Source organism: Pauljensenia sp. C0254C2, from assembly GCF_056583835.1.
This window is the reverse complement of the sequence record NZ_JBWPJO010000004.1, coordinates 1-26,458: the sequence shown is the minus strand read 5'-3', so window position 1 is coordinate 26,458 and position 26,458 is coordinate 1. Positions and strand designations below refer to the sequence as shown.

The 26,458-nt window shown below is 59.5% G+C and carries 22 protein-coding genes and 1 tRNA gene; 16 read left to right on the top strand and 7 right to left on the bottom strand.

The features are described from left to right. Positions 1–55 precede the first annotated feature (55 nt). The 3 genes from AC1DA5_RS04190 to AC1DA5_RS04180 form a co-directional block, all read right to left on the bottom strand. Positions 56–1,465, bottom strand: a complete 1,410-nt coding sequence (locus AC1DA5_RS04190) for a phosphotransferase (RefSeq protein ID WP_058236973.1) — start codon at positions 1,463–1,465, stop codon at positions 56–58. After that, the gene (gene treS, locus AC1DA5_RS04185; protein WP_058237816.1) at positions 1,458–3,173 is read right to left on the bottom strand and encodes a maltose alpha-D-glucosyltransferase; all 1,716 of its coding nucleotides are present in this window, start codon (positions 3,171–3,173) and stop codon (positions 1,458–1,460) included. Before treS ends, AC1DA5_RS04190 begins: the two co-directional genes overlap by 8 nt. 197 nt (positions 3,174–3,370) lie before the next feature. Further along, positions 3,371–5,395, bottom strand: coding sequence for a maltotransferase domain-containing protein (locus tag AC1DA5_RS04180; protein ID WP_480289432.1), 2,025 nt, complete (start codon positions 5,393–5,395; stop codon positions 3,371–3,373). 333 nt (positions 5,396–5,728) lie between these two features. On the opposite strand from AC1DA5_RS04180, the gene AC1DA5_RS04175 reads away from it, so the two are divergent. After that, complete coding sequence (locus AC1DA5_RS04175; RefSeq protein WP_058236971.1) at positions 5,729–8,098, top strand: glycogen/starch/alpha-glucan phosphorylase; 2,370 nt, start codon at positions 5,729–5,731, stop codon at positions 8,096–8,098. Between the two features lie 15 nt (positions 8,099–8,113). On the opposite strand, the gene AC1DA5_RS04170 is transcribed toward AC1DA5_RS04175, so the two are convergent. The 4 genes from AC1DA5_RS04170 to glgX form a co-directional block, all read right to left on the bottom strand. Further along, entirely contained in the window at positions 8,114–8,791 is a 678-nt protein-coding gene (locus AC1DA5_RS04170) for a hypothetical protein (RefSeq protein ID WP_092648669.1), read from the bottom strand. 150 nt (positions 8,792–8,941) lie between these two features. After that, positions 8,942–9,664 (bottom strand): VIT1/CCC1 transporter family protein, encoded by a 723-nt coding sequence (locus AC1DA5_RS04165; RefSeq protein WP_480289323.1) that lies wholly within the window; start codon positions 9,662–9,664, stop codon positions 8,942–8,944. An 86-nt stretch (positions 9,665–9,750) separates the two neighbouring features. Further along, positions 9,751–10,851 (bottom strand): tryptophan--tRNA ligase, encoded by a 1,101-nt coding sequence (trpS, locus tag AC1DA5_RS04160; RefSeq protein ID WP_092648667.1) that lies wholly within the window; start codon positions 10,849–10,851, stop codon positions 9,751–9,753. Next, positions 10,844–13,198, bottom strand: coding sequence for a glycogen debranching protein GlgX (gene glgX, locus AC1DA5_RS04155; RefSeq protein WP_257590276.1), 2,355 nt, complete (start codon positions 13,196–13,198; stop codon positions 10,844–10,846). Before glgX ends, trpS begins: the two co-directional genes overlap by 8 nt. 180 nt (positions 13,199–13,378) lie before the next feature. Here glgX and AC1DA5_RS04150 point away from each other — a divergent pair, with 180 nt between their 5' ends. The 15 genes from AC1DA5_RS04150 to AC1DA5_RS04080 form a co-directional block, all read left to right on the top strand. Continuing rightward, on the top strand, positions 13,379–14,179 hold the full coding sequence (locus AC1DA5_RS04150) for an electron transfer flavoprotein subunit beta/FixA family protein (RefSeq protein WP_058236966.1): 801 nt from the start codon (positions 13,379–13,381) through the stop codon (positions 14,177–14,179). 2 nt (positions 14,180–14,181) lie between these two features. Next, on the top strand, positions 14,182–15,180 hold the full coding sequence (locus tag AC1DA5_RS04145) for an electron transfer flavoprotein subunit alpha/FixB family protein (RefSeq protein ID WP_070726917.1): 999 nt from the start codon (positions 14,182–14,184) through the stop codon (positions 15,178–15,180). After that, positions 15,177–16,412, top strand: a complete 1,236-nt coding sequence (locus AC1DA5_RS04140) for a cysteine desulfurase family protein (RefSeq protein WP_092648665.1) — start codon at positions 15,177–15,179, stop codon at positions 16,410–16,412. Before AC1DA5_RS04145 ends, AC1DA5_RS04140 begins: the two co-directional genes overlap by 4 nt. Next, the gene (gene mnmA / locus AC1DA5_RS04135) at positions 16,409–17,641 is read left to right on the top strand and encodes a tRNA 2-thiouridine(34) synthase MnmA (protein ID WP_092648664.1); all 1,233 of its coding nucleotides are present in this window, start codon (positions 16,409–16,411) and stop codon (positions 17,639–17,641) included. The genes AC1DA5_RS04140 and mnmA overlap by 4 nt, the downstream gene beginning before the upstream one ends. 23 nt (positions 17,642–17,664) lie before the next feature. Further along, positions 17,665–17,745, top strand: a tRNA-Leu gene (locus AC1DA5_RS04130). Between the two features lie 769 nt (positions 17,746–18,514). Next, on the top strand, positions 18,515–19,516 hold the full coding sequence (locus tag AC1DA5_RS04125) for a hypothetical protein (RefSeq protein ID WP_480289322.1): 1,002 nt from the start codon (positions 18,515–18,517) through the stop codon (positions 19,514–19,516). A 152-nt stretch (positions 19,517–19,668) separates the two neighbouring features. Further along, the gene (locus AC1DA5_RS04120) at positions 19,669–20,841 is read left to right on the top strand and encodes a hypothetical protein (RefSeq protein ID WP_480289320.1); all 1,173 of its coding nucleotides are present in this window, start codon (positions 19,669–19,671) and stop codon (positions 20,839–20,841) included. Between the two features lie 102 nt (positions 20,842–20,943). Next, a complete protein-coding gene (locus tag AC1DA5_RS04115; RefSeq protein WP_480289318.1) occupies positions 20,944–21,693 on the top strand; it encodes a TetR/AcrR family transcriptional regulator in 750 nt (249 codons plus the stop codon). 148 nt (positions 21,694–21,841) lie between these two features. Next, positions 21,842–22,939, top strand: a complete 1,098-nt coding sequence (locus AC1DA5_RS04110; RefSeq protein WP_480289431.1) for an ABC transporter ATP-binding protein — start codon at positions 21,842–21,844, stop codon at positions 22,937–22,939. A gap of 108 nt (positions 22,940–23,047) precedes the next feature. Continuing rightward, positions 23,048–23,521 (top strand): peroxiredoxin, encoded by a 474-nt coding sequence (locus AC1DA5_RS04105; RefSeq protein ID WP_070725212.1) that lies wholly within the window; start codon positions 23,048–23,050, stop codon positions 23,519–23,521. A 74-nt stretch (positions 23,522–23,595) separates the two neighbouring features. Next, complete coding sequence (locus AC1DA5_RS04100) at positions 23,596–24,009, top strand: YbaB/EbfC family nucleoid-associated protein (protein WP_074026187.1); 414 nt, start codon at positions 23,596–23,598, stop codon at positions 24,007–24,009. Continuing rightward, the gene (locus AC1DA5_RS04095; RefSeq protein ID WP_074026186.1) at positions 24,006–24,344 is read left to right on the top strand and encodes a type VII secretion target; all 339 of its coding nucleotides are present in this window, start codon (positions 24,006–24,008) and stop codon (positions 24,342–24,344) included. The genes AC1DA5_RS04100 and AC1DA5_RS04095 overlap by 4 nt, the downstream gene beginning before the upstream one ends. Then, positions 24,337–25,677 carry a TNT domain-containing protein gene (locus AC1DA5_RS04090; protein ID WP_480289316.1) on the top strand — a complete coding sequence of 447 codons (1,341 nt, stop codon included), beginning with the start codon at positions 24,337–24,339 and terminating at the stop codon, positions 25,675–25,677. Before AC1DA5_RS04095 ends, AC1DA5_RS04090 begins: the two co-directional genes overlap by 8 nt. Further along, entirely contained in the window at positions 25,665–26,195 is a 531-nt protein-coding gene (locus tag AC1DA5_RS04085) for a hypothetical protein (RefSeq protein WP_058236954.1), read from the top strand. The genes AC1DA5_RS04090 and AC1DA5_RS04085 overlap by 13 nt, the downstream gene beginning before the upstream one ends. Before the next feature lie 74 nt (positions 26,196–26,269). Further along, positions 26,270–26,458: hypothetical protein (locus AC1DA5_RS04080; protein ID WP_480289314.1), on the top strand; the 189-nt coding region annotated here is incomplete at its 3' end.

Genomic DNA, 26,458 nt, shown 5'->3' with positions numbered 1-26,458 from the left:
TCGTGGCGTTCTTTGCAACAAACGACCGTCCGATGTGCTCCACGTGTCGACCGTTTTACCGCTCAGCCAGTTCGGTGAGCGCATCGAGGGGAATACTCAGCCAGTCTGGACGCATCCTATGTTCGTAGATCGACTCATAGGCTGCCTTCTCAATGATCAGTGCAGTCATGAGTGCGTCGTCGCGACCCGAGAAATCAGCGTGATACCCCTCAAGGAACGCACGCTGGTGCTGGCTGACCCACTCGTGAGCGACGGCATCGTCAATCGCTGAGTCATCATCGGCAAGGCGTCGTGCCTGCGCCATCGCATAGTCGAAGGAACGCAGCATCCCGGCAACGTCCTTGAGCGGCAGGTCAGGGGCGGTGCGCTCGGCCAGGGGGCGCAGCGGCTCGCCCTCGAAGTCCAGAATCTTCCACCCATCATCGCTGAGCAGGGTCTGCCCCAGGTGGTAGTCGCCGTGAATGCGGGTCGCCTGAAGCGGCTCGTCCCATTGTGCGAGCTGGTCCAGCTCGCGGCCCAATGTATCCACGAGTTCGCCGGTCAGGCCAGGGACCTCAGCGTGCGCAGCATCGAGGTTGTTGCGCACCCGCGCAGCGATCTGCGATGGCGTCGGCCCGTCAGCAGTGGGCAGAGCCCTCGCCAGAATCTCATGCATCTGAGCTGTCACGGTACCCAGTGAACGTGCCTGCTCGGTAAGATCTTCACCGCGGGAGGCACCATCGACAAAGAAGACGAAACCGTCGCGCCCATCGCGTACCAGCTCACTGATAATGGTCGCCACACACAGTTCCGATTCCTTCTTGGGCCACGAACGCACGCGTGCCGGGACGGCAACGTAGCCGAAAACGCGTGGCACGTGGTTCCAGTCAGCCTCGCATAGCGCGGTGGGCACCTCAACATCCGGGTGAGCACCCTCCGTGAGCACGCGCAGTACCTTCGCGATGATTCCAGGAGTCTCGTCTGTGGTACCTCGGAAAATAACCGAGGTGTTCGACTGCTCGCCTCCATACACCTGTACCTGGTCACGCATGTCGCGCATGCGTTCAACGGTGTCAGCATCCACCGTTCCAACGGCACGACCCATCGCCAGCCACGTGTCCCAAAATGCCCACACCGACACGCCGTCCAGAATACTCAGGTCACCAATCGATCCGATGGGGTCGCCCTCGTCAACGTCCGTCGCAGGATTGTCGAACGTTTCGGCAACGTCGTCTCCGGCCTGCGGAACGAGAACGAGGGGGACGTTGAGCAGTTGCGAGCCGGCCTGGATGATCAGCAGGCGAACTGACGCTAAATCACCGGAATCGGACTCCGGAGTTCCCGGCGGTTCCAGATAGCCTGAATCGGCATTGAGCTCGCCAATGACCTGCAATGTGCGGTCGCTGGTGCGTGGGAACCATCGCCTCGACGTGAGCCACGGGGCGATCGCTTCCAGGAGTTGAATGGAAGACGGTGCGTTACTCATCTTCTTCCTCACTTTCTGGTTCAAGGAACGTCACGCCCAGCCAGTAAAAGCCGTGGCGCGGCAGCGTGATGTCCACCGTCTCATCGTCACGCACATCCGGGAACGCGTTGCCCGATCCAAGATCGTACAGATGCCAGCCGGCCATGCCGGGCAGGTGGATCTTCGCGGAGTGCGGTTCAGTGGACAGGTTGTTGACGCACAGAATCGTTTCGGATTCGTCTCGGCGCAAGAACGCGAGCACAGCATCGTCAGAGGACCACAGCAGCGTCATGTCACCAAATCCGAACGGCGCATGCTTGCGGCGCGTGTTCAGCATCTTGCGCGTCCAGTTCAGCATCGAGGTCGGGCGGGTGGCGTGCTCGGCCACGTTCACTGCGCGCTGGTCATAGGTCGGTGATGAAATTCCCGGCAGGAACCACTGATCCTGCGGGGCATCGGAAAAGCCCATCGTCGGCGTGTCATCCCACTGCATAGGGGTGCGCACGCCGAAACGGTCAGGCAGATCCACGTTGTCACCCATACCGATCTCATCGCCATAGAACAGGAACGGGGAACCGGGCAAGGACAGCAGCAGCGCGTAGGCCAGTTCAACCTCGCGGCGCGAGGCATGCAGCAGCGGCATGAGTCGTCGACGTATACCGACATTGGAACGCATGCGCTCTTCAGGGCAGTACCACTCATACATCCTGGCGCGTTCCTCGTCCGTGACCATCTCCAGGGTCAGTTCATCGTGATTGCGCAGGAAAACACCCCATTGGCCACCCTTGGGCAGGGGAGGGGTGGCAGCCAGGATTTCGCGCAGCCCGTGGGAGGATTCTTCGCGCAGTGCGGCGAAAATGCGCGGCATGATCGGGAAGTGGAAGCAGATATGGCACTCGGGTGCCTCATCGGTTCCAAAGTAGGCGACAACCTCGTGAGGCGGCTGGTTCGCCTCGGCAATCATGACGGTGCCGGGGAACTCTTCTTCGACCATTGCGCGCAGGTCCGCGATGAACTCGTGCGTGGCCGGGAGGTTTTCGCAGTTCGTACCTTCTTCTTCGAACAGGTAGGGGATGGCATCCAACCTGAAGCCGTCCACACCGGTGGTGCACCAAAAACGCACCACGTCTTTCATGGCTTCGCGCACCGCAGGGTTTTCATAGTTCAGGTCCGGCTGGTGTGAGAAGAAACGATGCCAGAAGAACTGGTGGCGCTCCTCATCCCACGTCCAGTTCGATACTTCCGAGTCCACGAAAATGATGCGCGCGTCGGCGTATTCGTTGGGTCGGTCACGCCAGACGTAGAAATCGCCGTACGGTCCGTTCGGGTCGGAGCGTGAGGACTGGAACCACGGGTGCTGGTCGGACGTGTGGTTCATGACCATGTCCAGCACGATGCGCAGGCCTCGTTCATGTGCGGCTTCCACGAGGGCACGGAAATCATCCATCGTGCCGAAGCGTTCGTCGATGCCCTTGTAGTCGGAAATGTCGTAGCCGCCGTCGGCCAGAGGGGAAGGAAAGAACGGGGGCAGCCAGATTGCATCGATACCGAGCCACTTGAGGTAGTCGAGCCGCGAGATCAGGCCGGGAATGTCACCCACGCCGTCGCCGTTGGAGTCCTGGAAAGAGTGGATCAGCAGCTCATAGAAGACTGCGTGGCGGTACCAACTGGGGTCGTCGGCCACAGGGACGAGGGCGGCTTCATCCTCGTGTGGCTGGTCCACCGTCATATTGTGGAATGGTGAGAGTTGCGCATAGTGGCTGGAGGTGGCGGTCGTCGTCTCAGGTGCGGCGTCCAGTTCAGCGCGCGATGAATCATCAACGGTCATGGCATCATACTGCCAGTTACGGCGCGCTGATGCACGGTGTGTATGCATTTCATGCCCGGCGAGTGGGACCCGCGGCGCCTGGAGGCGCGCGGTGCATTCTACTGTTGCTGTTCAACCCCAAAGACGTGTCCGATGCGGGTCCACGGGCTCAGCCGCACCACATTCGACGCACCCCAGCGGTACTCCATGCCGTCCAGTTCATCGACAAGGTTCAACCCGCCGCCGTGGCCAGCGTTGAGCAGCTCCATGCCGGGCGCGTTGACATCGAGGTCAACAGAGCCCCACACTTCATGATGCGGATCCAGTGAGACCACCACGATCACCGTGTCCGAGTTCCCATCAGGTGTGAACTGTCCGGGAATGTGCCGTGAGAAGCACAGCAACTGGTCGTTGGATGTACGGTGAATGCTGATCTGGTGAAGCTGCTGCAGGGCACGATGTCGCCCTCGTGCAGTGTTGAGCAGGGTGAGCAACTGAGGAATACCCGTGCGCTCCGCATCCTCCCACCTGCGCGGACGGTACTCGTATTTCTCGTTGTTGATCTGTTCTTCAAAACCGGGGCGCGGTACCGATTCGACCAGCTCGTAGCCGGAGTAGATGCCCCACGTCGGAGCGCCGCATGCGGCCAGAATCGCGCGGATTGCAAACATGGCGGTGCCGCCCTCGGTCATCTGCGGCGTCAAAATATCGTGCGTCGTCGGCCAGAATGTCGGGCGCATCAGGTGCGGTGTCTGCTCGGAGACTTCCTTGAGGTACTCTTCGATCTCCTTCTTATAGGTACGCCACGCGAAGTACGTGTAGGACTGGTCAAAACCGACGGCACCCAGCGTGCGCATCATGGCGGGGCGAGTGAACGCTTCAGCCAGGCAGATCACGTCTGGATATTCGCGATGCAGCGTGTCCATCATGCGTTTCCAGAAGTTCACTGGCTTGGTGTGCGGGTTGTCCACTCGGAAAATCTTCACGCCGTGTGCGATCCACAGGCGGAACAGGTCGTGGATCGCTTCGAACAGGCCTTCAGGATCGTGATCGAAGTTAATGGGGTAGATGTCCTGGTACTTCTTGGGCGGATTCTCCGCATACGCGATGGAGCCGTCGGCTCGCTGCGAGAACCATTCGGGATGGTCCCTGACCCACGGGTGATCCGGTGAACACTGCAGGGCAAAGTCGAGTGCGACCTCCATGCCGCGTTCGTATGCGGCAGCGACGAATGCATCGAAATCGTCAAAATCTCCCAGGTCAGGGTGAATCGCGTCGTGGCCCCCTTCATCTGACCCGATGCCGTAGGGGGAACCAGGATCGGTTTCCAGAGCATTCAGCGTATTGTTCTTGCCCTTGCGGAACGTCGTGCCGATGGGGTGAACTGGTGTGAGGTAGATGACATCAAATCCCATCGCACTGATGCGATCGAGTTCCTCAATTGCGGTGCGCAGTGTGCCTGAGACCCATGTGCCATCAGGGCGCTGGAATGCTCCGGCTGAGCGAGGGAAAATCTCATACCAGGAGCCCACCAGGGCGCGGGTGCGCGCGACATGCAGCGGATAGGCCTCAGTGCGACCGACCAGGTCACGCAGTGGGTACTGACGCACAATGGGGCGCACAGAAGACGATATACCGGCCGACAGGCGCTGCTGGTTTGATCGGGTGGCATCGCGCATGATGGAGATTGCACTGTGGAGGACGCGCGCATGGGGCTCAGCCAGACCCTGCTGGTCAGAATTGGCCAGTGCCCTCCCTTCGATCATGCGCTCAAACAGGCGTGCGCCCTCTTCCAGCATGAGGTCAGCGTCGATGTCGGCATCGACTTTAATGGTGGCATCATGTCGCCACGTAGCGTAGGGATCTGACCACGTCTGAATGCAAAATGACCAGTTGCCGGGTCGGTCAGGCATCACCCATGCCTCGTAGCGATCCAGACCGGGTGCAATATCCACCATTGGAGCAATCGTGTGGTCATGTCCGTCGGGGTCAATCAGGACCGCTTCGGCCTGATAGGCGTCGTGTCCCTCGCGAAACACCGTTGCGCGAATGGGGAATGGCTCACCGGCGGTCGCCTTGGCTGGAAGTCGCCCGCCTTCCACAACGGGGGAGAGTTCCACCGCGGGGATGCGTGTCACGGTCATGTCGAGTGGTCGAGAAGATTTGTGGCTCACATTGTTAGGGTACTGAATTTGGGAGGCACGTGGGGGACCATGGGTGGTGTGCGCATCGCCGAGAAGAATTCCCATGCCGTATCTTGTGGTCGCATCAAGGCTGAACGTGACTGAGCCATGACACGTTCGAGACCCCACGTGAAACGTCAATGAAATTTTCTCACCATGCATTCAGCGGAGTTATTCACCATTCGACGCTGAATGCAGGGACCACTAGACTGCTGTGTGTGAGAATGATTCAGCGTATTACACGCGGGTGCTTCAGCTGCTGCAGCGTGTCTAACTGAAGGGATTGATTACTAGATGTCTTATAGCCTGGCTGATGCAGCCACTTCGCAAGTCCGCTCCTTTTCAGGTCGACCAGCAGATCGCTCCACCCTCATGGAAATGTGGCAGGGCCTTTCTGCGGCAGTTGTTGACCGCGTCGCGAGCGACTGGGATCGTACCAACCGTCTGTATGCAACCAAACGACGGGAACACTATTTCTCGGCCGAATTCCTGATGGGTCGCGCCCTGCTGAATAACCTGTCGAACCTCGGCCTGACGAACGAAGCAGAAAAGATCGTCAATTCTTTTGGCCAGACGCTGTCCGATGTCCTGGAACAGGAACCGGATGCAGCGCTGGGCAACGGTGGCCTCGGGCGACTGGCAGCCTGCTTCCTCGACTCATGCGCCACACTGGACTACCCGGTGAACGGCTACGGAATCCTGTACCGCTACGGCCTGTTCAAGCAGCTGTTTGAGGACGGCTTCCAGCGTGAACAGCCCGATGCGTGGATGGAGGAGGGCTACCCCTTCATTGTGCGCCGCGAGGAAGAACAGCGCATCATTCACTATGCCGACATGGATGTGCGAGCCATTCCCTACGACATGCCGATCACCGGATACGGCACACGCAACGTGGGAACGCTGCGACTGTGGCGTGCAGAGCCGGTTGAAGAATTCGACTACGACGCGTTCAACTCGCAGCGCTTCACTGACGCCATTGTCGAGCGTGAAGCCGTCGCCGACATTTCACGCGTGCTGTACCCCAATGACTCCACGTTCGAGGGCAAGATCCTGCGCGTGCGCCAGCAGTACTTCTTCTGCGCCGCCTCGCTGCACGACATTGTTGCCAACCATATTGCCCAGCACGAGGGCGACCTGACAACTCTGGCTGATTTCAACGCGATTCAGCTCAACGACACTCACCCGGTTCTGGCTATCCCCGAACTGATGCGAATCCTGCTGGATGAGTACGGCTGGACGTGGGAAGCAGCATGGGACGTCGTCAGTCACACGTTCGCGTACACGAACCACACGGTGCTGGCTGAAGCGCTGGAGAAGTGGGAGACATCGATCTTTGATCGCCTCTTCCCGCGCATCATGGAAATTGTGCGCGAAATCGACCGCCGCTTCCGCATCGACATGACTGAGCGCGCCATCGACGAGGGAACCATCAACTACATGGCTCCGGTCCAGGGCAACATGGTGCACATGGCGTGGATCGCCTGCTATGCGTCGTATTCGATTAACGGTGTGGCCGCGCTGCACACAGAAATTATCAAGCGCGAAACGCTGCGTCAGTGGCATGACATCTGGCCCGAGCGCTTCAATAACAAGACGAACGGTGTGACCCCTCGTCGCTGGCTGCGTCAGTGCAACCCGCGCCTGTCCGCCCTGCTTGACGAGGTGACCGGCTCAGACCAGTGGGTCACCGATCTTGACGTCCTCGCACAGTTCACTGACAGCGTTGACGAGAGTGTTCTGCAGCGACTGATCGACATCAAGCATGACAACAAGGTTGACTTTGCTCAGTGGATCAAGAACCGCCAGGGCATTGAGGTCAATCCTGATGCGATCTTCGACGTGCAGATCAAGCGTTTGCACGAGTACAAGCGCCAGCTGATGAATGCGTTCTACATTCTGGACCTGTACTACCGCCTCAAGGAGGATCCGTCACTGGATCTGCCGCCGCGCGTGTTCATCTTCGGTGCGAAGGCAGCGCCGGGATATGTGCGTGCCAAGGCGATCATCAAGCTGATCAACTCAATCGGGGATCTGGTCAACAACGATCCTGACATTGACGGGCGCATCACAGTTGTCTTCGTGGAAAACTACAACGTCTCGCCTGCTGAGCACATCATTCCGGCTGCTGACGTGTCTGAGCAGATTTCAACTGCCGGCAAGGAAGCGTCGGGCACCTCGAACATGAAGTTCATGATGAACGGTGCACTGACGCTGGGCACGCTCGATGGTGCGAACGTGGAGATTCTGGACGCTGTTGGCCAGGATAACGCCTACATCTTCGGTGCCACGGAAGATGAGTTGCCTGAGCTGCGCCGCACATACGATCCGCGCTGGCACTATGAAAACGTACCTGGACTGAAGCGTGTGCTCGATGCAATGACTGACGGCACGCTGGATGACGGCGGCACAGGTGATTTCCATGACCTGCGTCTGTCACTGCTGGAAGGTAGTTACGATCCGGCCGACGTGTACTACGTGCTGGGTGATTTTGATGCCTACCGCACGGCTCGCGACCAGATGGCGCGTGACTACTGTGACCGCCAGGCATGGGCACGCAAGACATGGGTCAACATCACGAAGTCGGGACGTTTCTCATCGGACCGCACGATCCGCGACTATGCGCGCGAGGTGTGGAAGCTTGAGGCAGCCCCGATCGACCAGTGATCCTGTCACGCTGAACTATTCAGGCTCGCTACATGTCGTAGCGAGCCAATAGTTCGCAAATTCGACGTCTCCTTGCTGGATACGGGGAATGACGTCACGGGCGTGTCCTTCACCGACTTCGGGGTTAAAACGCTGGATGACGTCAAGATCGGGGAATTTGCTGATCTGCGTCACTGCTGTGTTCACACGGTCCGCGTTTCCACTGTTCGTGGCGATAACGAATTCCTTGATCCAGGCACACTCCCAGTCAAGGGCTGCGAGGACCGCAACATCTCCTTCGGCGGTGACGACTGTGACGGGAGTGTCGGCAGACGGGTCAGTTTGCTGTGCCTGACGCATTGCTACGGGGTTATCGGCGCCGGACGTGTACTGAATGTGATCGGTGCTTACTGAATCCACTTCAGCGCCTACTGCCCATGGAAGCAGGTCGGCAACGGTGGGAGGGGTGGCGCCGGGCGGGTATTCCTCGCCCACTTGTGCCATTTCCTGCTGTGCCTGAGTGGTGATCTGCTCTGGAATATCGGCGCTTTGAGCGTATTGTGCAAGATCAGGATTGCGCGCTTCAGTCCTGTTTGCCTGCGTGCTGGGCGTGAGGACGAACAGTGCAAGACAGGTCGCTGTGATGCATAAGAGTCCTGCTGCGATCAGAAGAATGCGCGTGGCGCGCATGTGATTCGTGATGGATGTGTGCATGAGTACTGGATCACTCCCCATACTGATCGAGATTCTTCCCATGGCGGCGCGCCTATCTGACACGAGCGCAACCGTATCTGCTTTCCAACTACGTCGTTAGTATTGAGTCTGTAGTAAAGCAGTGTAGCACGGGCATCGCGATCTCGTCAATCACACCATTGACGCACTTTCCAGCAGTCGACCGATCGCGTAGGTGATGATCATTGTCGCACTGCCGGCGCACACCAGTCGCAGGACCGACCTCTGGCGCGGAGAGCGTCCCAGCCACGCGCTGATCCACCCTGTCAATGCGAGAGCCACAAATACAGACACAAAGGTTGACACGATGCGAAGCGGTGGGGGAGCCAGAACCATTGTCAGCATCGGCAGGGCAGCACCGCTGACGAATGCGATGAAGGAGCTGCCGGCCGCAGCCCACGGACTGGTCAGTGAATCCGAATCGATGCCGTACTTGAATGAAATGACGGCATTGACCGGCTCATGTGAGGACAGGTCCGAGGCAACCTGGTGCGCGCTCTCCTCGCTCATGCCGCGTTGCAGACATACCTGCTTGATCTCGTTGAAAGCGTGGCCGGGATTGCGGCTCTGTGCCACGTGCTGCAGGCGGACAATTTCGCGCTCAGTGTCACGTTGAGTGGATACCGATACGTATTCGCCGATTGCCATTGACAGTGCTGCCGAGGCGATACCGGCGATTCCGGCAATCACGATGGCATGTGTGTTCGTGGGGTCGACAGCGGCGATGCCGATCAGTAGACCGGCGATCGACACAATGCCGTCATTGGCTCCCAACACTCCTGCACGCAGCCAGTTGAGCTTGGAGGAAATGAAGCCCTGCCGTTCACTGCGCACCGCTTCGACAACAGTACTCATGAGAGCACATTATCGCAGGTCAAAGCGGGTTTCTAGCAAGGAAAAGCTGATCTAAAAATGGCCAGCTTACGCAAACCTTGGCTCGCTCAGTACACCATATCCATCGCGCGACGCACCTCAGCCAGCGTGCGATCAGCCTGCTCATTGGCGACTTCATCACCGTGATGGAGAACCTCCAGCAGGTAATCCTCGTTAGCGGCCAGCTCTTCACGGCGCTCGCGGATCGGCGCGAGGAACTCGTTGAGCGCGTCGGTCACGACTGATTTGAGCGTGCCGCCGCCACCATCGCCGATACGGTCGGCAATGGCGTGGGGATCCTCGCCAGTGGCCAGTGACGCCATCATCAACAGGTTCGACACCTCGGGTCGATTCTCCGGGTCATAGGTGATGACGCGATCAGGATCAGTCTTGGCTTTCTTGAGCACACGCGCCGTCTCATCGGCAGTCATATCCAGCTCGATCGTGTTGCCACGAGACTTTGACATCTTGTTGCCGTCGGTGCCCAGCAGCAGCGGAGTCTTCGACAGCAACGCGTCAGGGCGCGGGAAAACAGGATGCTCCTTGTCGGCGCGCCCGTAGCGGCGGTCAAAACGCTGAGCGATCAGGCGTGTCTGCTCCAGGTGGGGGAGCTGGTCCTGTCCCACCGGCACGAGGTTCGCCTTGCAGAACAGGATATCTGCGGCCTGATGCACCGGGTAGGTCAGCAGCAATCCCGACATGGCGCGACCGTTCGTCGCATCAAGCTCTGACTTGACCGTAGGGTTGCGATGCAGTTCAGACTCGGTGACCAATGACAGGAACGGCAACAGCAACTGGTTCAGTGCCGGCACTGCCGAGTGGTTGAAGATGATGCTGCGCTTTGGGTCGATACCCACGGCCAGGTAATCGGCAACGAGGCCCAGGACGCGCTGGCGCAGCGGGCCAACAGCGTCGCGGTCAGTGATGACCTGATAATCGGCCACCAGAACCCACGTTTCAACGCCGCGGTTTTGCAGTTCCACGCGGTTCTTCAACGTGCCGAAATAGTGCCCCAGGTGCAGCTTTCCGGTCGGCCGGTCGCCGGTGAGGATGCGGAATCGCGACGGATCCTGATCAATGGCTTCCTCAAGTTCAACGGATCGGGCCTTTGCCCGTTCCAGCGAAGCGTGGTTGGTGGAATTTTCAAGTTGGTCTTCACTACTAGTCACGCCCGTAGTCTACCGAATGATGAGGGGTGCGTGCTGACAACATGACGATCACGGACTGTGGCTCGATCGTCACTTCGTCCCCACAACGGACAACTTCCAGTCTGTCAGGAAGCCCGCGTTCCAGGCGCTCGATGTCTCCCTCGACGTTGATACCGCCATCGGAAGGGCACGACCAGGAGGTATCCATGACGACGTACCAGTCAGAGCCGCGCCCGCTCACCAGACGAACCGTGGCAACATCCAATGTTCCATTCACCACAACGAGGGCGTCGCGGTCACCCAGCTGATACCCCGAACGGAGCATCTGGAAGACACGGTTGTGCTCCTGAGCCCAGCCATCCTGCGCAATGTCGTGAGCGTCACGATCAAACCACCCCAGATCGGCTATGACATCGCCCTCAGCTATCCTGCCATCTGCGAAAAGGGAGGGACGCAAGACCGGATGATGACGTCGCAGGGCCAGCAGCCAGCGAACAGTGGCGAGCTGCTGCTTCTGCGAGTCCGACATGTTCCAATCGATCCATGAGATGGGAGAGTCCTGGCAGTAGGCGTTGTTATTGCCGAATTGCGTGCGCTGAAACTCATCGCCCGCCACAATCATCGGAGTACCAGACGAGGTGAGCAGCGTCGTCAGCAAATTGCGCTGGCTCCTGTGACGCGTGGGGTAAATGTCCTGCAGGAAGTCAGAGCTGGCTGGCGACCCGTTCAGCGCGTCGTGAGCGTCATCGACCGGAGTCTGCGCAATAGTGCCCTCAATGCCGTGGTTCCACGAATGATTATTCGTCGTACCATCGCGGTTCTGTTCCAGGTTCGCCATGTTGTGTTTGTGATCAAAAGCGGTCAGGTCAGCCAGGGTGAACCCGTCGTGAGCTGTCACGAAATTCACGGAGCGCCGCGGTCCGTCAAAACGGTGACCACCGTGAGCAAACAGATCAGAAGAGCCGGACACGCGTGTGGCCAGCTTCATCGGGCCGATCGCACCGCGACCCATTGCCAGGGACCTGAAATCGGAAAGCCAGAACTCGCGCACCGTGTCGCGGTAACGATCATTCCACTCAGAAAATGGTGAGGGGAAATTACCGGTCTGCCACCCGCCCGGGCCAATGTCCCACGGCTCGGCAATGAGCTTGTCCTGGCACAGGTCCTCATCGGTTCCGATCCCGATAAGCAGAGGGTGCATCGGCGCAAAGCCCGTTGAGAAGCGTCCAAGCGTGGCCGCCAGATCGAAGCGGAAGCCATCGATCCCCATTTCGCGCGACCAGTAGCGCAGTGAATCCAGCACCATTTTCATGGCCAGTGGCTCGTCCGTGTTCAGCGAGTTGCCCGTTCCCGTCACGTCGATCATGCGACGAGGGCGCCCATGATCGAATCGATAGTACAGCGGTGCATCAAAACCGCTCCACGACAGTGTCGATCCCGTTTCCGACCCTTCGCATGTGTGGTTATAGACCACGTCCAGAAGCACCTCGATGTCGGCCTGATGCAGGATCGACACCATGCCTCGGAACTCATCAATCACACCCTGAGCGCCGCGCCTGCGTGCAGCCTCGGTAGCGTACGACGGTTCAGGGGCAAAGAACGACAGCGTCGAATAACCCCAATAATTCGTCAACCCGCGTTCAATCAGGAACGTCTCATCGTGTTTGGCGTGGATGGGCAGCAATTCCACAGCCGTGATGCCCAGCTTCTTCAGATAGTCCACCGCTGCGGGGTGCGCCAGTCCTGCGTAAGTTCCCCGCAGGTCATCCGGAATGTCAGGCATATTGAGCGTGAAGCCCTTGACGTGCAGCTCATAGATCACGGTCTGGTCCCACGGTGTGCGCGGTTTGTCGGCAATGTCGAACTGCGTGGACACGACAACCGAGTGCGGCATGTAGGGTGCTGAGTTCAGGTCAGACTGTTCCAGCGGATAGGTTGCCGGGTACAGGTCCTCGTCAACGGTGTGCGCGTGAACGGCAGCCCCCATCTGGACCGAACCGGCTAGGCCGCGCCCATAGGGGTCCAGCAAAAGTTTTGCCGGATTGTGAAACATTGCGGCGTCAGGATCCCACGGGCCGTGGACTCGGAAACCGTAGTGCGTTCCCAGGCCTGCGCCGTCCAGGTGCCCATGCCAGATTCCGTCTTCGGGTCCGAGCAATGACCAGCGCTTTTCATGTGCCGTACCGTCATCTGCCAGGATGCACAGATCCACGCGCGTCGCATGGCGCGCCACAACAGCAACGTCGATTCCGCCTTCACGCGCATACACTCCGATCCGGCGAGGTGTGGGATTCGGTGAGGGGATGCGCGGTGCAGGAGCGGCGAAGTCGTGATCGGAGCTGGGCACCATGTTTCTTTTACTATCCATTTACTCTCAAACGTGTGTCAGGCAGGCACAATTCCTGTCTCGATTGTAAGTGATCACCCCCAGTCATGCGTCTCAATGACGGCTCTGACCGCGCATTTCTTCGCGAGGAGCTGAGACGCTTCTGGTGGACGTAACGTAAGCCACCACGAGGTTCGCCTCAAAGTGTGGCACGCTAAAGGCATGAGAATTGCAGTATGTGTCAAGCACGTACCTGACGTCCAATCGGAGCGTCGTATCGAAGACGGGCGGTTGGTACGCGGAGAAGATGACGTGCTCAATGAACTCGATGAAAACGCGATCGAGGCTGCCGTCTCCCTGGTCGAAGAACACGGCGGTGAAGTGATCGCAGTGACAATGGGGCCGCAGGACGCTGAAGATGCCCTCGTGCGCGCACTTCAAATGGGAGCCGACCGCGCCATCCTCGTCACTGATGAGCGTCTCGAAGGCGCAGACGTGGTCACCACGGCGCGGGTGCTGGGAGCCGCACTCGACCAGCTGCGCGAGGATGAGCCTCTCGACATGGTGATCACCGGAATGGCCGCACTTGACTCTCTCACCTCGGCGTTGCCGGCGGCACTGGCCACGATCCTGCATCTGCCATACCTGGGTCTTGCCCATCAGATGAGCCTGACGGGCGAGGAAGAAGGGCCGTGGACTGTGACGATTCAGCGCACCGCTGATGGCTTTGATGACACGCTGACCAGTTCCACTCCTGTCCTCGTGTCGGTAACCGACCAGATCAATGAGCCGCGCTATCCCTCGTTCAAGACGATGCGTGCTGCGCGTTCCAAGCCGCTCGACGAGCTCTCACTGGACGATGTGGACGATGCGTCGCTCGATGAGATTCGCCAGGACGGCGCTCCGCGTGCCATTAACGTCCTTGATGCGCAGGAACGTGAACGCGACGGTGAGGGCACGATCGTGGCCGATTCGGGAGACGGCGGTCACCAACTGGCTCGCTACCTGATGGAGGAGTGCTGATTATGGCAGAAACACTTGACCAGCCGTTGCTGGTGATGACCGACCACACGGGTGACGACGCGCAGGGATACACGCTGACCCCGGCATCGCACCAGCTCCTCACACTGGCACGCTCACTGACCACCGGGCCGATTACAGCGATCGCTCTGAACAGTGCGCCGGACATGGAGGCGTTGGGAGCGCAGGGCGTGGCGCACGTCCTGAGCCCGGACCTTGCCGGCCATTCGCCGCGCATCAGTGCTGTTGTGGCGGACGCGGTTCGAGCCTGCTTCGACCGCGTTCCAGATGCTGCCGCCATTTTGTGTGTGGCGAATTACCGAGGGCGAGAGGTTGCCGCTCGGCTGGCTGTCCAGCTCGACTCGGGTGCGGCTGTTGACGTGTCAGATGTGCATATCAGCGGCGGCGTTCTCCACGCAGCCAAGACAGTTCTGGCCGGAACATGGGAAACGACAATGGAAATCACTCGCGGCACGCCGATTATCGGTCTGCGGCCCTCGTCTGTTCAGGCCGAGGACGCAGAGACGGCGACCACGCCTGACGTGACCACCGTGCCCGTGAAGTTCAGTGCAGAAGCCGACGCCGTTCAGGTCCCACAATCCGTTCACGCCGCGGGTGACGGACGCGTGTCACTGACCGACGCAGACGTCGTCGTGGTCGGCGGGCGCGGCACCGGCGGAGACTTCTCACTGGTCGAACAGCTGGCTGACGAACTTGGAGGTGCGGTGGGTGCAACCCGCGTTGCCTCAGATGAAGGGTGGGTACCGCGCTCCATCCAGATCGGCCAGACCGGCGTGTCAGTGGCACCGTCGGTGTACATCGGCCTGGGCGTGTCCGGTGCAATCCACCACACTGTTGGTATGCAAGCCTCCGACACGATCATTGCCGTGTGCGATGACCCGGATGCTCCGATCTTTGAGATCGCTGACTTCGGCATCGTTGGCGACATCTTCGAGGTCGTTCCGCAGGCTCTGGAGGATCTGCGGGCGCGAAAGGACCAATGACCACGCCCACGCACTATCTGGATTTTGCGGCGACCACGCCGCTTCGGCCCGTTGCCCGGGAAGCCTGGCTGAAAGCCCAACATGACTTGACGGCCACCCCCGGCAACCCGTCCTCCCTGCATGCGGGTGGGCGTGCTGCCCGCCGGATGCTGGACGATGCGCGCGAACAGATCGCAGACCTGCTGGGTGTGAACCTGCACGAAGTGCTCTTCACGTCTGGCGCCACTGAATCTGACGCCCTCGCCATGGCGGGGACAGCTCGCGCGGTGCGGGCTGTCAACCCTGCACGCAGCGTTGTGGCAGTGTCCGCCCTCGAACATGACGCAGTGGCACATCAGCGCGAGGTCCTTGAACCTGCCGGATTCACGTGGCAGGTACTGCCTTCCAGCGCTCAGGGCATCACATTCATTGGCGAGCTCGACGCTGCACACCTCAGTGAGCACTTGGCGGTGGTGTCGGTGTGCACGGTGTGCTCGGAAGTGGGAACCATTCAGCCGGTTGCCCAGCTTGCCGACATATTCGGCGCTGCCGGTAATGATCCGGTAAGAGCTGCGCGTGGTCAGCGCCCCATCATTCACACGGATGCGGCTCAGGCCTTTTCATGCCTGCCGATCAGCATGGACACCCTCGGCGCTGACCTGCTGAGCATCGGGGGACATAAAGTGGGTGCGCCTGTGGGGACGGGCATCCTGGTCGCGCGGCGCGGCATCCCGTTGACAACGGACCGACCCGGTGGGGGGCATGAGCGCGGAATCCGTTCGGGAACACCGGACGTGGCGGGCGCGGTCGCCCTGGCTGCCGCGATGGTCGAATGTGTTTCCGAGCGGGATCATATGCATCGGCACTGCTCGCAGATGCGTCGCGAGATCCTTGACCACCTGCCTGAGGGCGTGTCAGCGACGGTGGGGGATGCGCCCACCGTGCCCTCGATCATTCACCTGTCGATGCCGACCGCACACCCCGAAGTGGTGCTCATGGCGATGGACCGAGCCGGTGTGATGGTGTCAGCAGGCTCTGCTTGCCATGCTGGTGTGACACGCCCATCTGAGGTGGTCATGGCTATGGACAGATCGGAACGTGAAGCACTGGGCGTGCTACGTGTGTGCGTCTCCACATCAACAACCCTCGACGATGTGCGCGCACTGTGTCAGGCTCTACCTGACGCGCTTTCGCAGGCGCAGGCAATGGACGGATTCGATGAACGGGGACATGTTGTGAAGGAGGACAGATGAGGGTCCTGGCTGCACTATCAGGGGGAGTGGACTCTGCTGTGGCGTGTGCGCTCGCTGTCGAAGCAGGCCACGATGTGGTTGCCGTTCACATGGCGCTGTCCAGCCAGCCTCAGGAATGCCGCATCGGTTCACGCGGATGCTGCTCGGTGGAGGACGCAGGGGACGCCGCCCGCGCGGCGCAGACACTGGGCGTGCCGTTCTACGTGTGGGACCTGGCAGAGGAGTTTGAACGGACTGTCATCACCGACTTTGTCGATCAATATCGCCAGGGGCATACTCCCAACCCGTGTGTGCGATGCAACGAATTCGTGAAATTCCGTGAACTGGCCGATCGCGCCCGCACCCTCGGTTTCGATGCCGTGTGCACCGGGCACTACGCGCGAGTTATCGACGGTCCGGATGGTCCCGAGCTGCATCGCGCCCGCGACGAAGCAAAAGACCAGTCCTATGTGCTGGCCATCATGGGGCGCGAGGAGCTTTCTCGTGTTATCACACCGCTAGGCGATGCGCCCGATAAAGCGTGGGTGCGTGCCGAGGCGGATCGGCGCGGACTGGGCGTGTCCAACAAACCCGATTCCTACGACATCTGCTTTATCCCTGACGGCGATACGCAGGGCTTCCTGCAGCGCGCCCTTGGCAAGGACATGGGTGAGATCGTGGATGCCGACGGCAACATCGTGGGTGAACACGGTGGATACTGGAACTTCACGGTGGGGCAGCGCCGCGGACTGCGTTTGGAACGACCGGCCGCTGACGGCAAGCCGCGCTACGTTCTGCGCACCAACCCGCAATCCAATCAGGTGATCGTCGGGCCTGCTGAATTGCTGAGCGTGGATCACATTTCGACCACCGACGTGGTGTGGATGGCGCCGCGCTCCCTCGCCACTGTTGATCAGGAGGCGACCGTCGCGTTCGGGTCTGCGTTGGCCGGACGGATGCTGGCAGATGTCCCCGAGGATGTCCTGACCGCGCAGGTGCGCGCTCACGGAACGCCCTCCGTTGTCGCCGGGGTTCATATTGACGAGGGCGACGCTGCGCCTGCACTGAGTGTGGATCTGGCTGATCCGATCCGCGGCGTGGCTCCGGGCCAGTCGCTGGTGCTGTACCGAGGTACGCAGGTGATCGCTGAAGCAACGATCGAGTCGACCGCTCGGCGGGGGAGTGTGTCCGGTGTCTCGCGGGGTGTGAGCCATGAGGGAGCTCGTGCCAGCTATAAACCGTTAGAATAGATGCCGCGTAAGATAAATGTCGCGCGCGAGTGGCGGAATTGGCAGACGCGCTGGATTTAGGTTCCAGTGTCTTTGACGTGGGGGTTCAAGTCCCCCCTCGCGCACTCTTGTGATGTATCGGGACATCGTGGACATTGTGTTGGCGGTGTCCCGGCTTTTTTGTGTGTGGCGGTGGCCCGATCCGGGGTTAATGCCCGAAATATGTGTATGGGGTGGGCGTGTCCGGTCCTCCATAAACTTCCTAATGCACTGACGCTACTGCTCTGCCAGTGCCCGGTGTGCACAAGCCCCTAAAAAGTAGCGCGAAAGTGCACATTCCCCTAGATTTAAGTGGTCGGCATGCACATACCCCTAAATCTTGGGCCTTCCCGTGCACATACCCCTAAATCTTCGGCCTTCCCGTGCACAAGCCCCTAAAAAGTAGCGCGGAAGTGCACATTCCCCTAAATCTTCGTGATCCGGTTTCCGCGCTATTTCTATAACCGCTGGTCAGAGCCTTGTTCCTTGTTGGCCTACCCGGCAGCACGGAGTTTAGCTAGGGGAATGTGCAAAATTCGCTTTAAATCTAGGGGTATGTGCACCGTTGCGCGGCAGTTTTAGGGGTATGTGCACAATTTGTCTTGAATCTAGGGGAATGTGCACTGAACGATCGCGCCGCCTCGGCCGGCCCCTCTGTACGAAAGGTCGCGGGCGGAGGTTTTCGGAATGCTGTCATACTTGATCATGCTACATAAGAAGTTGGCTATGCTGTGAGTATAGTGATGCGCGCGGATCGTGTGAGTGGCGTTCGTGTGTGGCGTGTGGAGTGTTCTCGTCCCACAACTCGGGTGAATCCAAAACTTACTCGGGTAAAAGAAAGGTCACGTGAGGGCAATGAGTACGAGTGGTGGAGTTCAAGAAAACGGCGTGTTTGCGCGGCTTGTGAAGAACCGCAAGGCTATGGTCGTGGCGGTGTGCGTCGCGGTTGTCGTCGCACTGGTAGTGGCGATTATTGGCGTGAGCGCCTACCGCTCTCACGCGGCAAGCCAGGCGCGCAGCGAGTTTGACGCGGCGCAGTCGGCCGCCACTGGCGCATACACGTCCCTGACGGACGCGATCAGTGAGGGCGAAGAACTGTATGCCGACTCGGAGGGTAAGGTGGCTGACGGGGATTCGAGCCGCGCTGACCTTCGCGCTGCACTGGACGAGGGAGCAGCACTGACGATGCCTGCCGCCCAGTCGGGCACTACCCGTGAGCTGGCTGATGGTGCGCAGTCATTGAACGATTCGGCTGGAGTGTTCACCAGTGCCGCCCAGAAAATTGACACTGCCAGTGACAAGGTTCGCTCCGCAATGGCCTCCCACGCGAAAGACCTGATGGTGGCTGCGCGCGACACTCTCAAGGCGGAAGTAGACAAAGCAATCAAGGTTCTGTCTGACACGACCGGCAAGGTCAGTGACGAGGCGACACGCACCCAGGCGCAACAAGCTGTGGACGAGGCGACAGCCCTGATCGGTCAGGCTGATGCTGTGAGCGGTGAGGCGGCTGACCCGTTTGACGAGATGAGCGCGAAACTGACTGAGATGACCGGCCAGGTGAAGGCTGCTGCTCAGAAGGTGTCGGATTCTCACGCCGCGTGGAAGAAGGCCGAGGAAGCCAAGGCTGCGGCCAGTGAGCCTGCTGGCGGTTACGTGGAGCCGACGTATTCGGAGTCTGACTACACGTCGGGCGGCGGCTACGTGGAGCCGGACTACTCTGCGCCCGCACCAGCCCCGAGCACTCCCGCGCCCAGTGGCGGCGAGGACGAGTACACGTGGGAGTGGGAAGATCCAGGCGATACACGGATTTGCGGGGAATTCGACACGCACGGCAATGCGACCGGCGGGTACTGCTAGCCGTGTGATCTGCCCAAGGGGTCTGCTGGCCGACGTGCTGGCAGGCCCCTTCTTGATGCGCGGGCGACGCGTGTTTTCTGTTTTGTCGCATTAGTGGTAGATGACGGGGGTTTGACGCTTCCGCCACTCTAGCTAGATGAAGGAGTACCACGATGCAGTCAAGGCTTGGTGAACGCCTGACGACACCCCTGCGTCGCGTGATGGCAGTATGTGTTGCCTTCACGTTAGCTTTCGCAGGAGTAGTCCTGGCGCAAAAGCCGTCCCTTGCGGGCTACCAGCTCGACAAGGGAATGAGGATCCCCACCAGCGTGGGGGCAACCGATTTTGGAGGAGGGGGATTCTGGTTCGGCCCCTACGACTCCCCTAATGGCGTGCCTGGAGAAAACGTCTGGTGCGTCCAGATGTGGAAGTACAACCCTCAACCAGGCCAGAACGCTACGCTATCGAAGATGAGCGGGACACGCTCGTTCGCCCCAGCCGACCTGAAAGTCACCAACTCTCAGGCAGCATGGCTGCTCGACAAGTATCAGCCGAACCTGGATAAACGACACGGCGCGGCACTCGGCTTTCTGATCCATCAGAACTTCGACCAGGATCATGCCGGACACAACATCGCCCAGGACGTGAAAACCATGTACAACGATGTCAAGCGCGTTCAGCCTGATATCCTCTCCCTTGCGCAGGCAATGGCACAAGAGGCTCGCAATTCGGGCGGCTTCAACGCGAAAGATGCAACAGTGACCGGTGAGGGTGATCGTCAGGGCGCTATCCACAACATCGGTGCCGCCGATAACAAGGGCAACTGGATCGCCGGGGCAAACGCGAAAGTCACGCTGTCGGGTCCGGCTGTCTTCACGTCAACCGGCACGAACGTGTGGACCGGCAAAACGAGTAACACGCCGATCAGCCTGGAGTGGCGCTCCACCGGAAACGGAACGGTCTCCAGCACTTACACTTACAGTCATATTCCGCGTTTTTCTCTGAACAAGGTGCATGTCAGCGGCCAAATCCAAGACACCGTCACCTACCCACCCAAGTTCCCCGGCGACCCTGAAGAAATCAACAAGCCTGTGCCGCACTTCGAAGTCATCTTCGACTTCCAGCCCCAAGCCACCACCGTGGCCGACCCCAAAGTCGGTGACAACGGCACCATCTCCGACAAGGTCACCGTCATGGCAGACCCCACCTACGGAGACGGCAAATGGGTCCAGATTGACGGCACATACGTGCCCGTCACCTTCGAAGGCACCGCTTACCACACCGGCATGACAAAACCCACCGTCGCCGACACAGGACCGAGCAGCGCCGGAGCAAATTGTTGCTGAATATGCGCGACACACTGTCCGAAGCGGCCTCAAGCTTGGCGCTGCTCAAGAGCCCTGATGCTGGTCAGCAGCTGTCTATCGCAGCGGAATTTGCGCGCTGACATGCTGGACGGTTGTCCCGACCTGTGTGCGACGAACGATGAGGAGGAAGGACTTGTGGGGCCTCCCCGTCGATACATCATGCAGATCGTGGACGACGACGGTATCGACGCACTGACCATGCGACGGCTCGGACGCGATCTCGGCGTCGATCCGATGATGATCTACCGGCATTTTTCCAACAAGGTGGCGGTGCTTGACGGCCTGATGGAGGTCATGTGGCGCGACGTCACCGTACCGGCAGCCGCCCAGACAACACCTTCGTGGCGCGAGCACCTGGTCGCTGTGATGCACACTTTGAGACGCGCATTGCTCAGACACCCTCGTGCCATCTCAATCGTCGGCACACGCCCCGCAACCGGACCGGAACTATTCGCCCTGATGGAACGCCTGCTGACGTCTCTCGCGGAGGCAGGAATGCCTGTGAACTCCCAGGCCGCTGACCAGCTGAACGCTCTGGTGAACTACACGGTTGGCCATGTCCTCGCAGAGGCGGGGGAGCCAGTGGGCGGCGAGGCCGACCAGATGAGCCACCAAACGGTACTTCCAGCCTCGTTTCCGCACCTCGCAGCCGTGTTCAACAGCGGGTGGCGCTACGATGCAGACCGTCAATACGACGATGCGCTGCGAGCAATGGTGTACGGCTGGAGCGAAGCTACGAGGGAGGCCGACGGCGCACTGACCGAGGGAAAGAGCACGAACGCCGAGGGTGGCGCGACTGCCTCGCAAGCCGTGTTGGATGGACGCGACTGAGATGAGCACCGCTGCACCCACCGGCACGCCTTAGCCAACCGACGCGCCGCCACCAACTGGCGGGCTCTCAGGGGCTAACTCGTCTGCACCGACCAGTACTCCGACGCTTACCAACTCACACGAACGCGAAGGCCGACGCCGCTTCGCCCTGATCTGGCTGGCGCAGCTGATCGCCAAGACTGGCAACGACTTGACACCGTTCGCTCGGACCATCTATGCCTACCAGCACACCGGCTTGAGCACGTCGGTCGCGCTGATCACGCTGGCAGGGTTCCTGCCCGCCGTCCTGTTGGCACCGCCCGCCGGAGTGCTTGCCGATCGATTTGACCGCATACGCCTGATGGCGATCGGCAATATTATCTGCGCCGTTGCACTTGGTCTGGTGTGGGCAACAATGCGCATGGCCTCAGACAACATGGAAGCGCGCGAACCTGCAGATCACACACAGCAGGCGGGGCAGACGCTGCTGCGCGTGCAGGGCCTGACGAAGACCTTTTCGACGACGGAGCCGCCCACGCAGGTGCTGCGAGGCATCGACCTGGAGGCGCCGCGCGGACAGTTCGTCGCTGTGATGGGTGCGTCAGGTTCAGGGAAGTCCACATTGTTGTACTGCATGAGCGGGATGGATCGACCCACCGGCGGTTCCGTCGAACTGGCAGGGCATGAGCTCACCGAGTTGAACGATCAGCAGATGAGCCACGTGCGCCTGCACGAGATGGGTTTCGTTTTCCAACAGGCGCACTTCCTGAAGAACTTTACGATTCGCGACAACATTGCGCTGCCCGCCTTGAAAGCTGCCGGACGGTCAGGGACGAGGGCGGCCGAGGAACGCGTCGACGCACTGATGGAGCGATTCGACATTGGCGCAGTAGCTGATCATGAGATCACCCAGGTATCCGGGGGACAGCTCCAGCGCGCCACCATCTGTCGCGCACTCGCCACCCAGCCATCGATCGTGTTCGCTGACGAGCCAACCGGTGCGCTGAACACCTCCATGACCGGTGAGGTGCTGGAGGCGCTTGAGGAAGCACATCAGGATGGCACCACCATTGTCATGGTGACACATGACCCGGTGTGCGCTGCGCGCGCGGACCGGATCGTCTACCTGCGTGACGGGGTGATCGTGGATGCCATTGACAGCAGGAAACTCGATAGGAGGCACGAGGGCGACGCGGCTGACCGGGATGACTACTGGGAGGCCAGGACACGAGAACTGATGAGATGGCTGCAGTCCAAAGGATTCTAGCGTTGCCGTGATGCGGCAGGATGGTTCCTTCATGAGCGCTCGCAGCGGGCGTGACCTACAGTGGTGGATGACGACGGACAAATACGGCGGACACATGAGGAGGCTGCCATGGCTGGACTGAAGGTGGGGGACAAGGCTCCTGAATTCACTTTGGATTCCACGCACGGCACTGTGTCACTGACTGACATGCTGGCTCGTGCTGCACGCGGCGTGGTGGTGTACTTCTACCCGCGTGCGTTCACGCCCGGATGCACCACCGAGGCGTGCGATTTTCGTGACTCGCTGGCCTCGCTGCAGGGCGCAGGATATGAGGTTGTCGGCATCAGCAAGGATGACATGGCGGCGCTGGAAAAGTTCGAGGCAAACCAGTTACTGACATTTCCGCTGCTGTCAGATCCGGAAGGCACCGTGATTGACGCCTATGGGGCCTTTGGCGAAAAAATGAGTTTCGGCCGCAAAATTCTGGGACCAAAACGTTGCACATTTGTCGTCAACCCTGACGGCACAATTGCCCTTGCACAATATGGCGTCAGGGCTTCAGGCCACGTCAAGCGTCTGCGCAGGGAACTCGGCATCGACTGAGTCGTACAGGGACGGTCTGCGCCTGCAGGTCTGGAGGGCAGGTGCCCGTGTCCCAAACGAGGCGCGACAGCTCTATGCGCGTGTCGGCTGAAGGTGTGACGTGTGTTTCATGGACGGGATGCCGTGCAAACTCGTATATACGTTGTGTGGATGAATTTGATGGGGCGCATGATGCGGTTGACTGTCAGGTGGCGGGCGCTGAGCGTCATGCCCAAGCGGCGGTGAGTTTTCAGCGCCGGGCTGAGGATACGTGTGGGAGTGGTTCGAGCCGTGATCGTATTGTCACGGTGCATGTGGATCACAGTGGTCATCTTGACAGGATTGAGTTCGCCGCCCAGGTGTCGACCTTGTCGAAAAGCCAGTTGACTTCCAGCGTGATGGAGGCGTACAGGGCAGCGTTGAGCGATGTGCGCACCCAGATGGTTGCTGTGGCCTCAGAGATCTTCGGTGCTGATTCGCCGACTGTGCGAAAGCTTGCGGACCAATGACTGGTGATCTGCGTATTAACACTGACCAGCTTGATGAGCACCGGTGTCATGTCGCTCACGTGGGGCAGGGAATTCAGATGGCCCGTGATGCGTCCGTTCAGGTCGGTGTGGGTGATGGCGCGTTCGGCGTGTTGTGTTCGCCTTTTTTGGTCCCGCCCCTGTCGCTCGTGGAAGGTCAGGCGCGTGACGCGCTGTCAAGCGCGTCGAGCGCGTTGGACCGGCTGTGCAGTCAGCTGGGTATTGCTGTGGAGGATTTTACTGCTCACGAAGACGAGCTGGCACGCTCCTTCAACAATGAGGTGAGCGTGTGGGGGAAGCGAGGTCGGCGTGGTTAATCCTTTGGTGGCGCAGCGTCAGGACTCGACCAGCCCGCTTGCCGGCACGTTTCTTCTTGAAGACGGCGAGCAGCTGGTTGGCGCGTTCAATTCAGGCAGCTGGGTCAGTGGCGGTATGGCTGCGTTCGCTGCTGTGGGTGATGCGGCCAGTTTTATCGCTGACCCGATCGGTTCGCTGATCGCGATGGGTGCCGGATGGGTGCTTGAGCATGTTCACCCTTTGGATCAGTGGCTCGATGAGTTCACTGGCGATGCGGATCAGGTTGCGGCCTATGCTCAGACGTGGGGCAACATTAACAGTCAGCTGTCCGCGTGCTCCCAGCAGTTGGCCGGGTATACGCGCTCTGACCTGTCATCTATGAGCGGGCAAACCATCAGCGCGATCACCGTCTTGGAAGCCGACCTGGGTAAGCTGATTGAGCAGGCAGGCAAGTGGGCCAGCGCGATGGGGCAGGCTCTTAACGTTGCTGCCACGCTTGTTCAGATTGTTCACGACCTGGTGCGTGATGCTCTATCTGAAATCATCGGCAAGTTCGCATCTGCCATTATCGAAGCGGTTGCCACCGCTGGGCTGGGTATTCCCGCAATCGCGGCGCAAATATCCACCAGTGTTGCCACGATGACATCCAGGATCAGCACAACTGTTCACAAGGTCATTGATTCAGTCAAGAATCTCAAGGGACTGCTCGGCAAGCTCACCGAGTTGTTCAGGAAGTTCTCTGACACCCTCAACAGGCTCCTCCGCAAAGGCGCAGACACACCCTCGACACGCATCAACGCTTCTGCCCCTCACGTAGACCCAGCTCAATATACCGAGTTTTCCTTGCATCGCTCCGACGCAACCCCCCATTGGGACACAAGCCCCGCACCATTTGGGAAGAACGCGCACGGAGAGCCGTATCCGACCTACGACGCGTGGGCTTCAAAGAATTTAAACTCGAGAGGTGTTCCGAATTATAGATTTCAAGATACAAACGGCGCCTTGCCTGACTCAGTTGTGCGCCATAGCAGCCTTCAACAAATCAAGGAAAAGTATGGACGATTCGTCGACCGGATCGGTCATCCAGGGGGACAATTCGTCGCATCGGCACCTGAAGGCCGTCATATTCCATTTGAAAAGCGATCAATGCCGCCTCCGAAAGCTCATGACCGTCTCTACGGTTATCAGCTGGGTGAACTGCCTCGTGGCTACTCTGTTGAAGAGGGTACAATCGCCCCCGCATTAGGATTTGAAGGCGGAGGTAAGCAATTCATCTTCTTAAATGAACGAGGTGAAATGGTGTCAATTGCAGAGTGCATAGAGAAAGGAATTCTCCTCGAATGGATACACTGAGTTTCGATGAGTTACGGCCTTTAGCTGAATGCCGATGGGCCCGATTTGCACTCAACGAGGTAGCACATGAATCTGTCACGCTGAGCTACGACTATGGCGACCCCGCCCTCCACGTGGTACACCACAACGACGGATCTTTCGCATTCGGTTCAAGCGGTCGAGGTGGTCCTATTTCCTTCTCACTTGTCACTATGGACGCACAGATTGCCCTACGCTGGCTTATCTTAAACGCCAGCTTCCCCTATCGATACGCTCGCGCCTACCTGCAGTTCTCCATTCCTCACCGAACTAGTCAGATACGGGAAGGATATGCTCTCCACCGCTTGACGCGCACACTTTCGACTCTGCGAGCTCCAGATGGCGAACTTCTGCCGATGAAGATGAGCGACGACCTTGTACATGACGTCTCCCAATGCGTGCGCTACTCTCACATTCATGACATAGAGGTACACGACCTGGTCGATTCAGTGACCAACGCAAACGGAGAACCTTCGCTTTCCCAATTCCTTGCCCCTTAGAGCCAACGCAAGAAAACTCTGAGAGCGGAGGCTCCACCCGGAGCTGGATGGCTCTCATATGTTCAGACCGTATAATGAAGGATAAGACTCCGTCACATGTCTTAAGAATAAGGGATGATGCAATATTGACGCTCACGAGTCTTGATGAGCCGTTTTTCGAGGAGCTGTCGAAGCTGGCGGATTGTGCAGATGTTCATTTTATGCGCAATATACACCATCCTCGTTCGATCAGTATCAGTCATGCTGGTGATCCGATTTACCAC

Bases quoted from the DNA above. Each gene is read 5' to 3' on its own strand.
- AC1DA5_RS04140 (WP_092648665.1), top strand. From the start codon at position 15,177: ATGACCACGCCCACGCACTATCTGGATTTTGCGGCGACCACGCCGCTT.
- AC1DA5_RS04085 (WP_058236954.1), top strand. From the start codon at position 25,665: ATGGATACACTGAGTTTCGATGAGTTACGGCCTTTAGCTGAATGCCGA.
- glgX (WP_257590276.1), bottom strand. From the start codon at position 13,198: ATGGATAGTAAAAGAAACATGGTGCCCAGCTCCGATCACGACTTCGCC.
- AC1DA5_RS04105 (WP_070725212.1), top strand. From the start codon at position 23,048: ATGGCTGGACTGAAGGTGGGGGACAAGGCTCCTGAATTCACTTTGGAT.
- AC1DA5_RS04170 (WP_092648669.1), bottom strand. From the start codon at position 8,791: ATGCACACATCCATCACGAATCACATGCGCGCCACGCGCATTCTTCTG.
- AC1DA5_RS04165 (WP_480289323.1), bottom strand. From the start codon at position 9,664: ATGAGTACTGTTGTCGAAGCGGTGCGCAGTGAACGGCAGGGCTTCATT.
- AC1DA5_RS04150 (WP_058236966.1), top strand. From the start codon at position 13,379: ATGAGAATTGCAGTATGTGTCAAGCACGTACCTGACGTCCAATCGGAG.
- mnmA (WP_092648664.1), top strand. From the start codon at position 16,409: ATGAGGGTCCTGGCTGCACTATCAGGGGGAGTGGACTCTGCTGTGGCG.
- treS (WP_058237816.1), bottom strand. From the start codon at position 3,173: ATGACGGTGGACCAGCCACACGAGGATGAAGCCGCCCTCGTCCCTGTG.
- AC1DA5_RS04100 (WP_074026187.1), top strand. From the start codon at position 23,596: ATGCGCGTGTCGGCTGAAGGTGTGACGTGTGTTTCATGGACGGGATGC.
- AC1DA5_RS04175 (WP_058236971.1), top strand. From the start codon at position 5,729: ATGTCTTATAGCCTGGCTGATGCAGCCACTTCGCAAGTCCGCTCCTTT.
- AC1DA5_RS04115 (WP_480289318.1), top strand. From the start codon at position 20,944: ATGCTGGACGGTTGTCCCGACCTGTGTGCGACGAACGATGAGGAGGAA.
- AC1DA5_RS04180 (WP_480289432.1), bottom strand. From the start codon at position 5,395: ATGACCGTGACACGCATCCCCGCGGTGGAACTCTCCCCCGTTGTGGAA.
- AC1DA5_RS04190 (WP_058236973.1), bottom strand. From the start codon at position 1,465: ATGAGTAACGCACCGTCTTCCATTCAACTCCTGGAAGCGATCGCCCCG.
- AC1DA5_RS04120 (WP_480289320.1), top strand. From the start codon at position 19,669: ATGCAGTCAAGGCTTGGTGAACGCCTGACGACACCCCTGCGTCGCGTG.
- AC1DA5_RS04095 (WP_074026186.1), top strand. From the start codon at position 24,006: ATGACTGGTGATCTGCGTATTAACACTGACCAGCTTGATGAGCACCGG.
- AC1DA5_RS04145 (WP_070726917.1), top strand. From the start codon at position 14,182: ATGGCAGAAACACTTGACCAGCCGTTGCTGGTGATGACCGACCACACG.
- AC1DA5_RS04125 (WP_480289322.1), top strand. From the start codon at position 18,515: ATGAGTACGAGTGGTGGAGTTCAAGAAAACGGCGTGTTTGCGCGGCTT.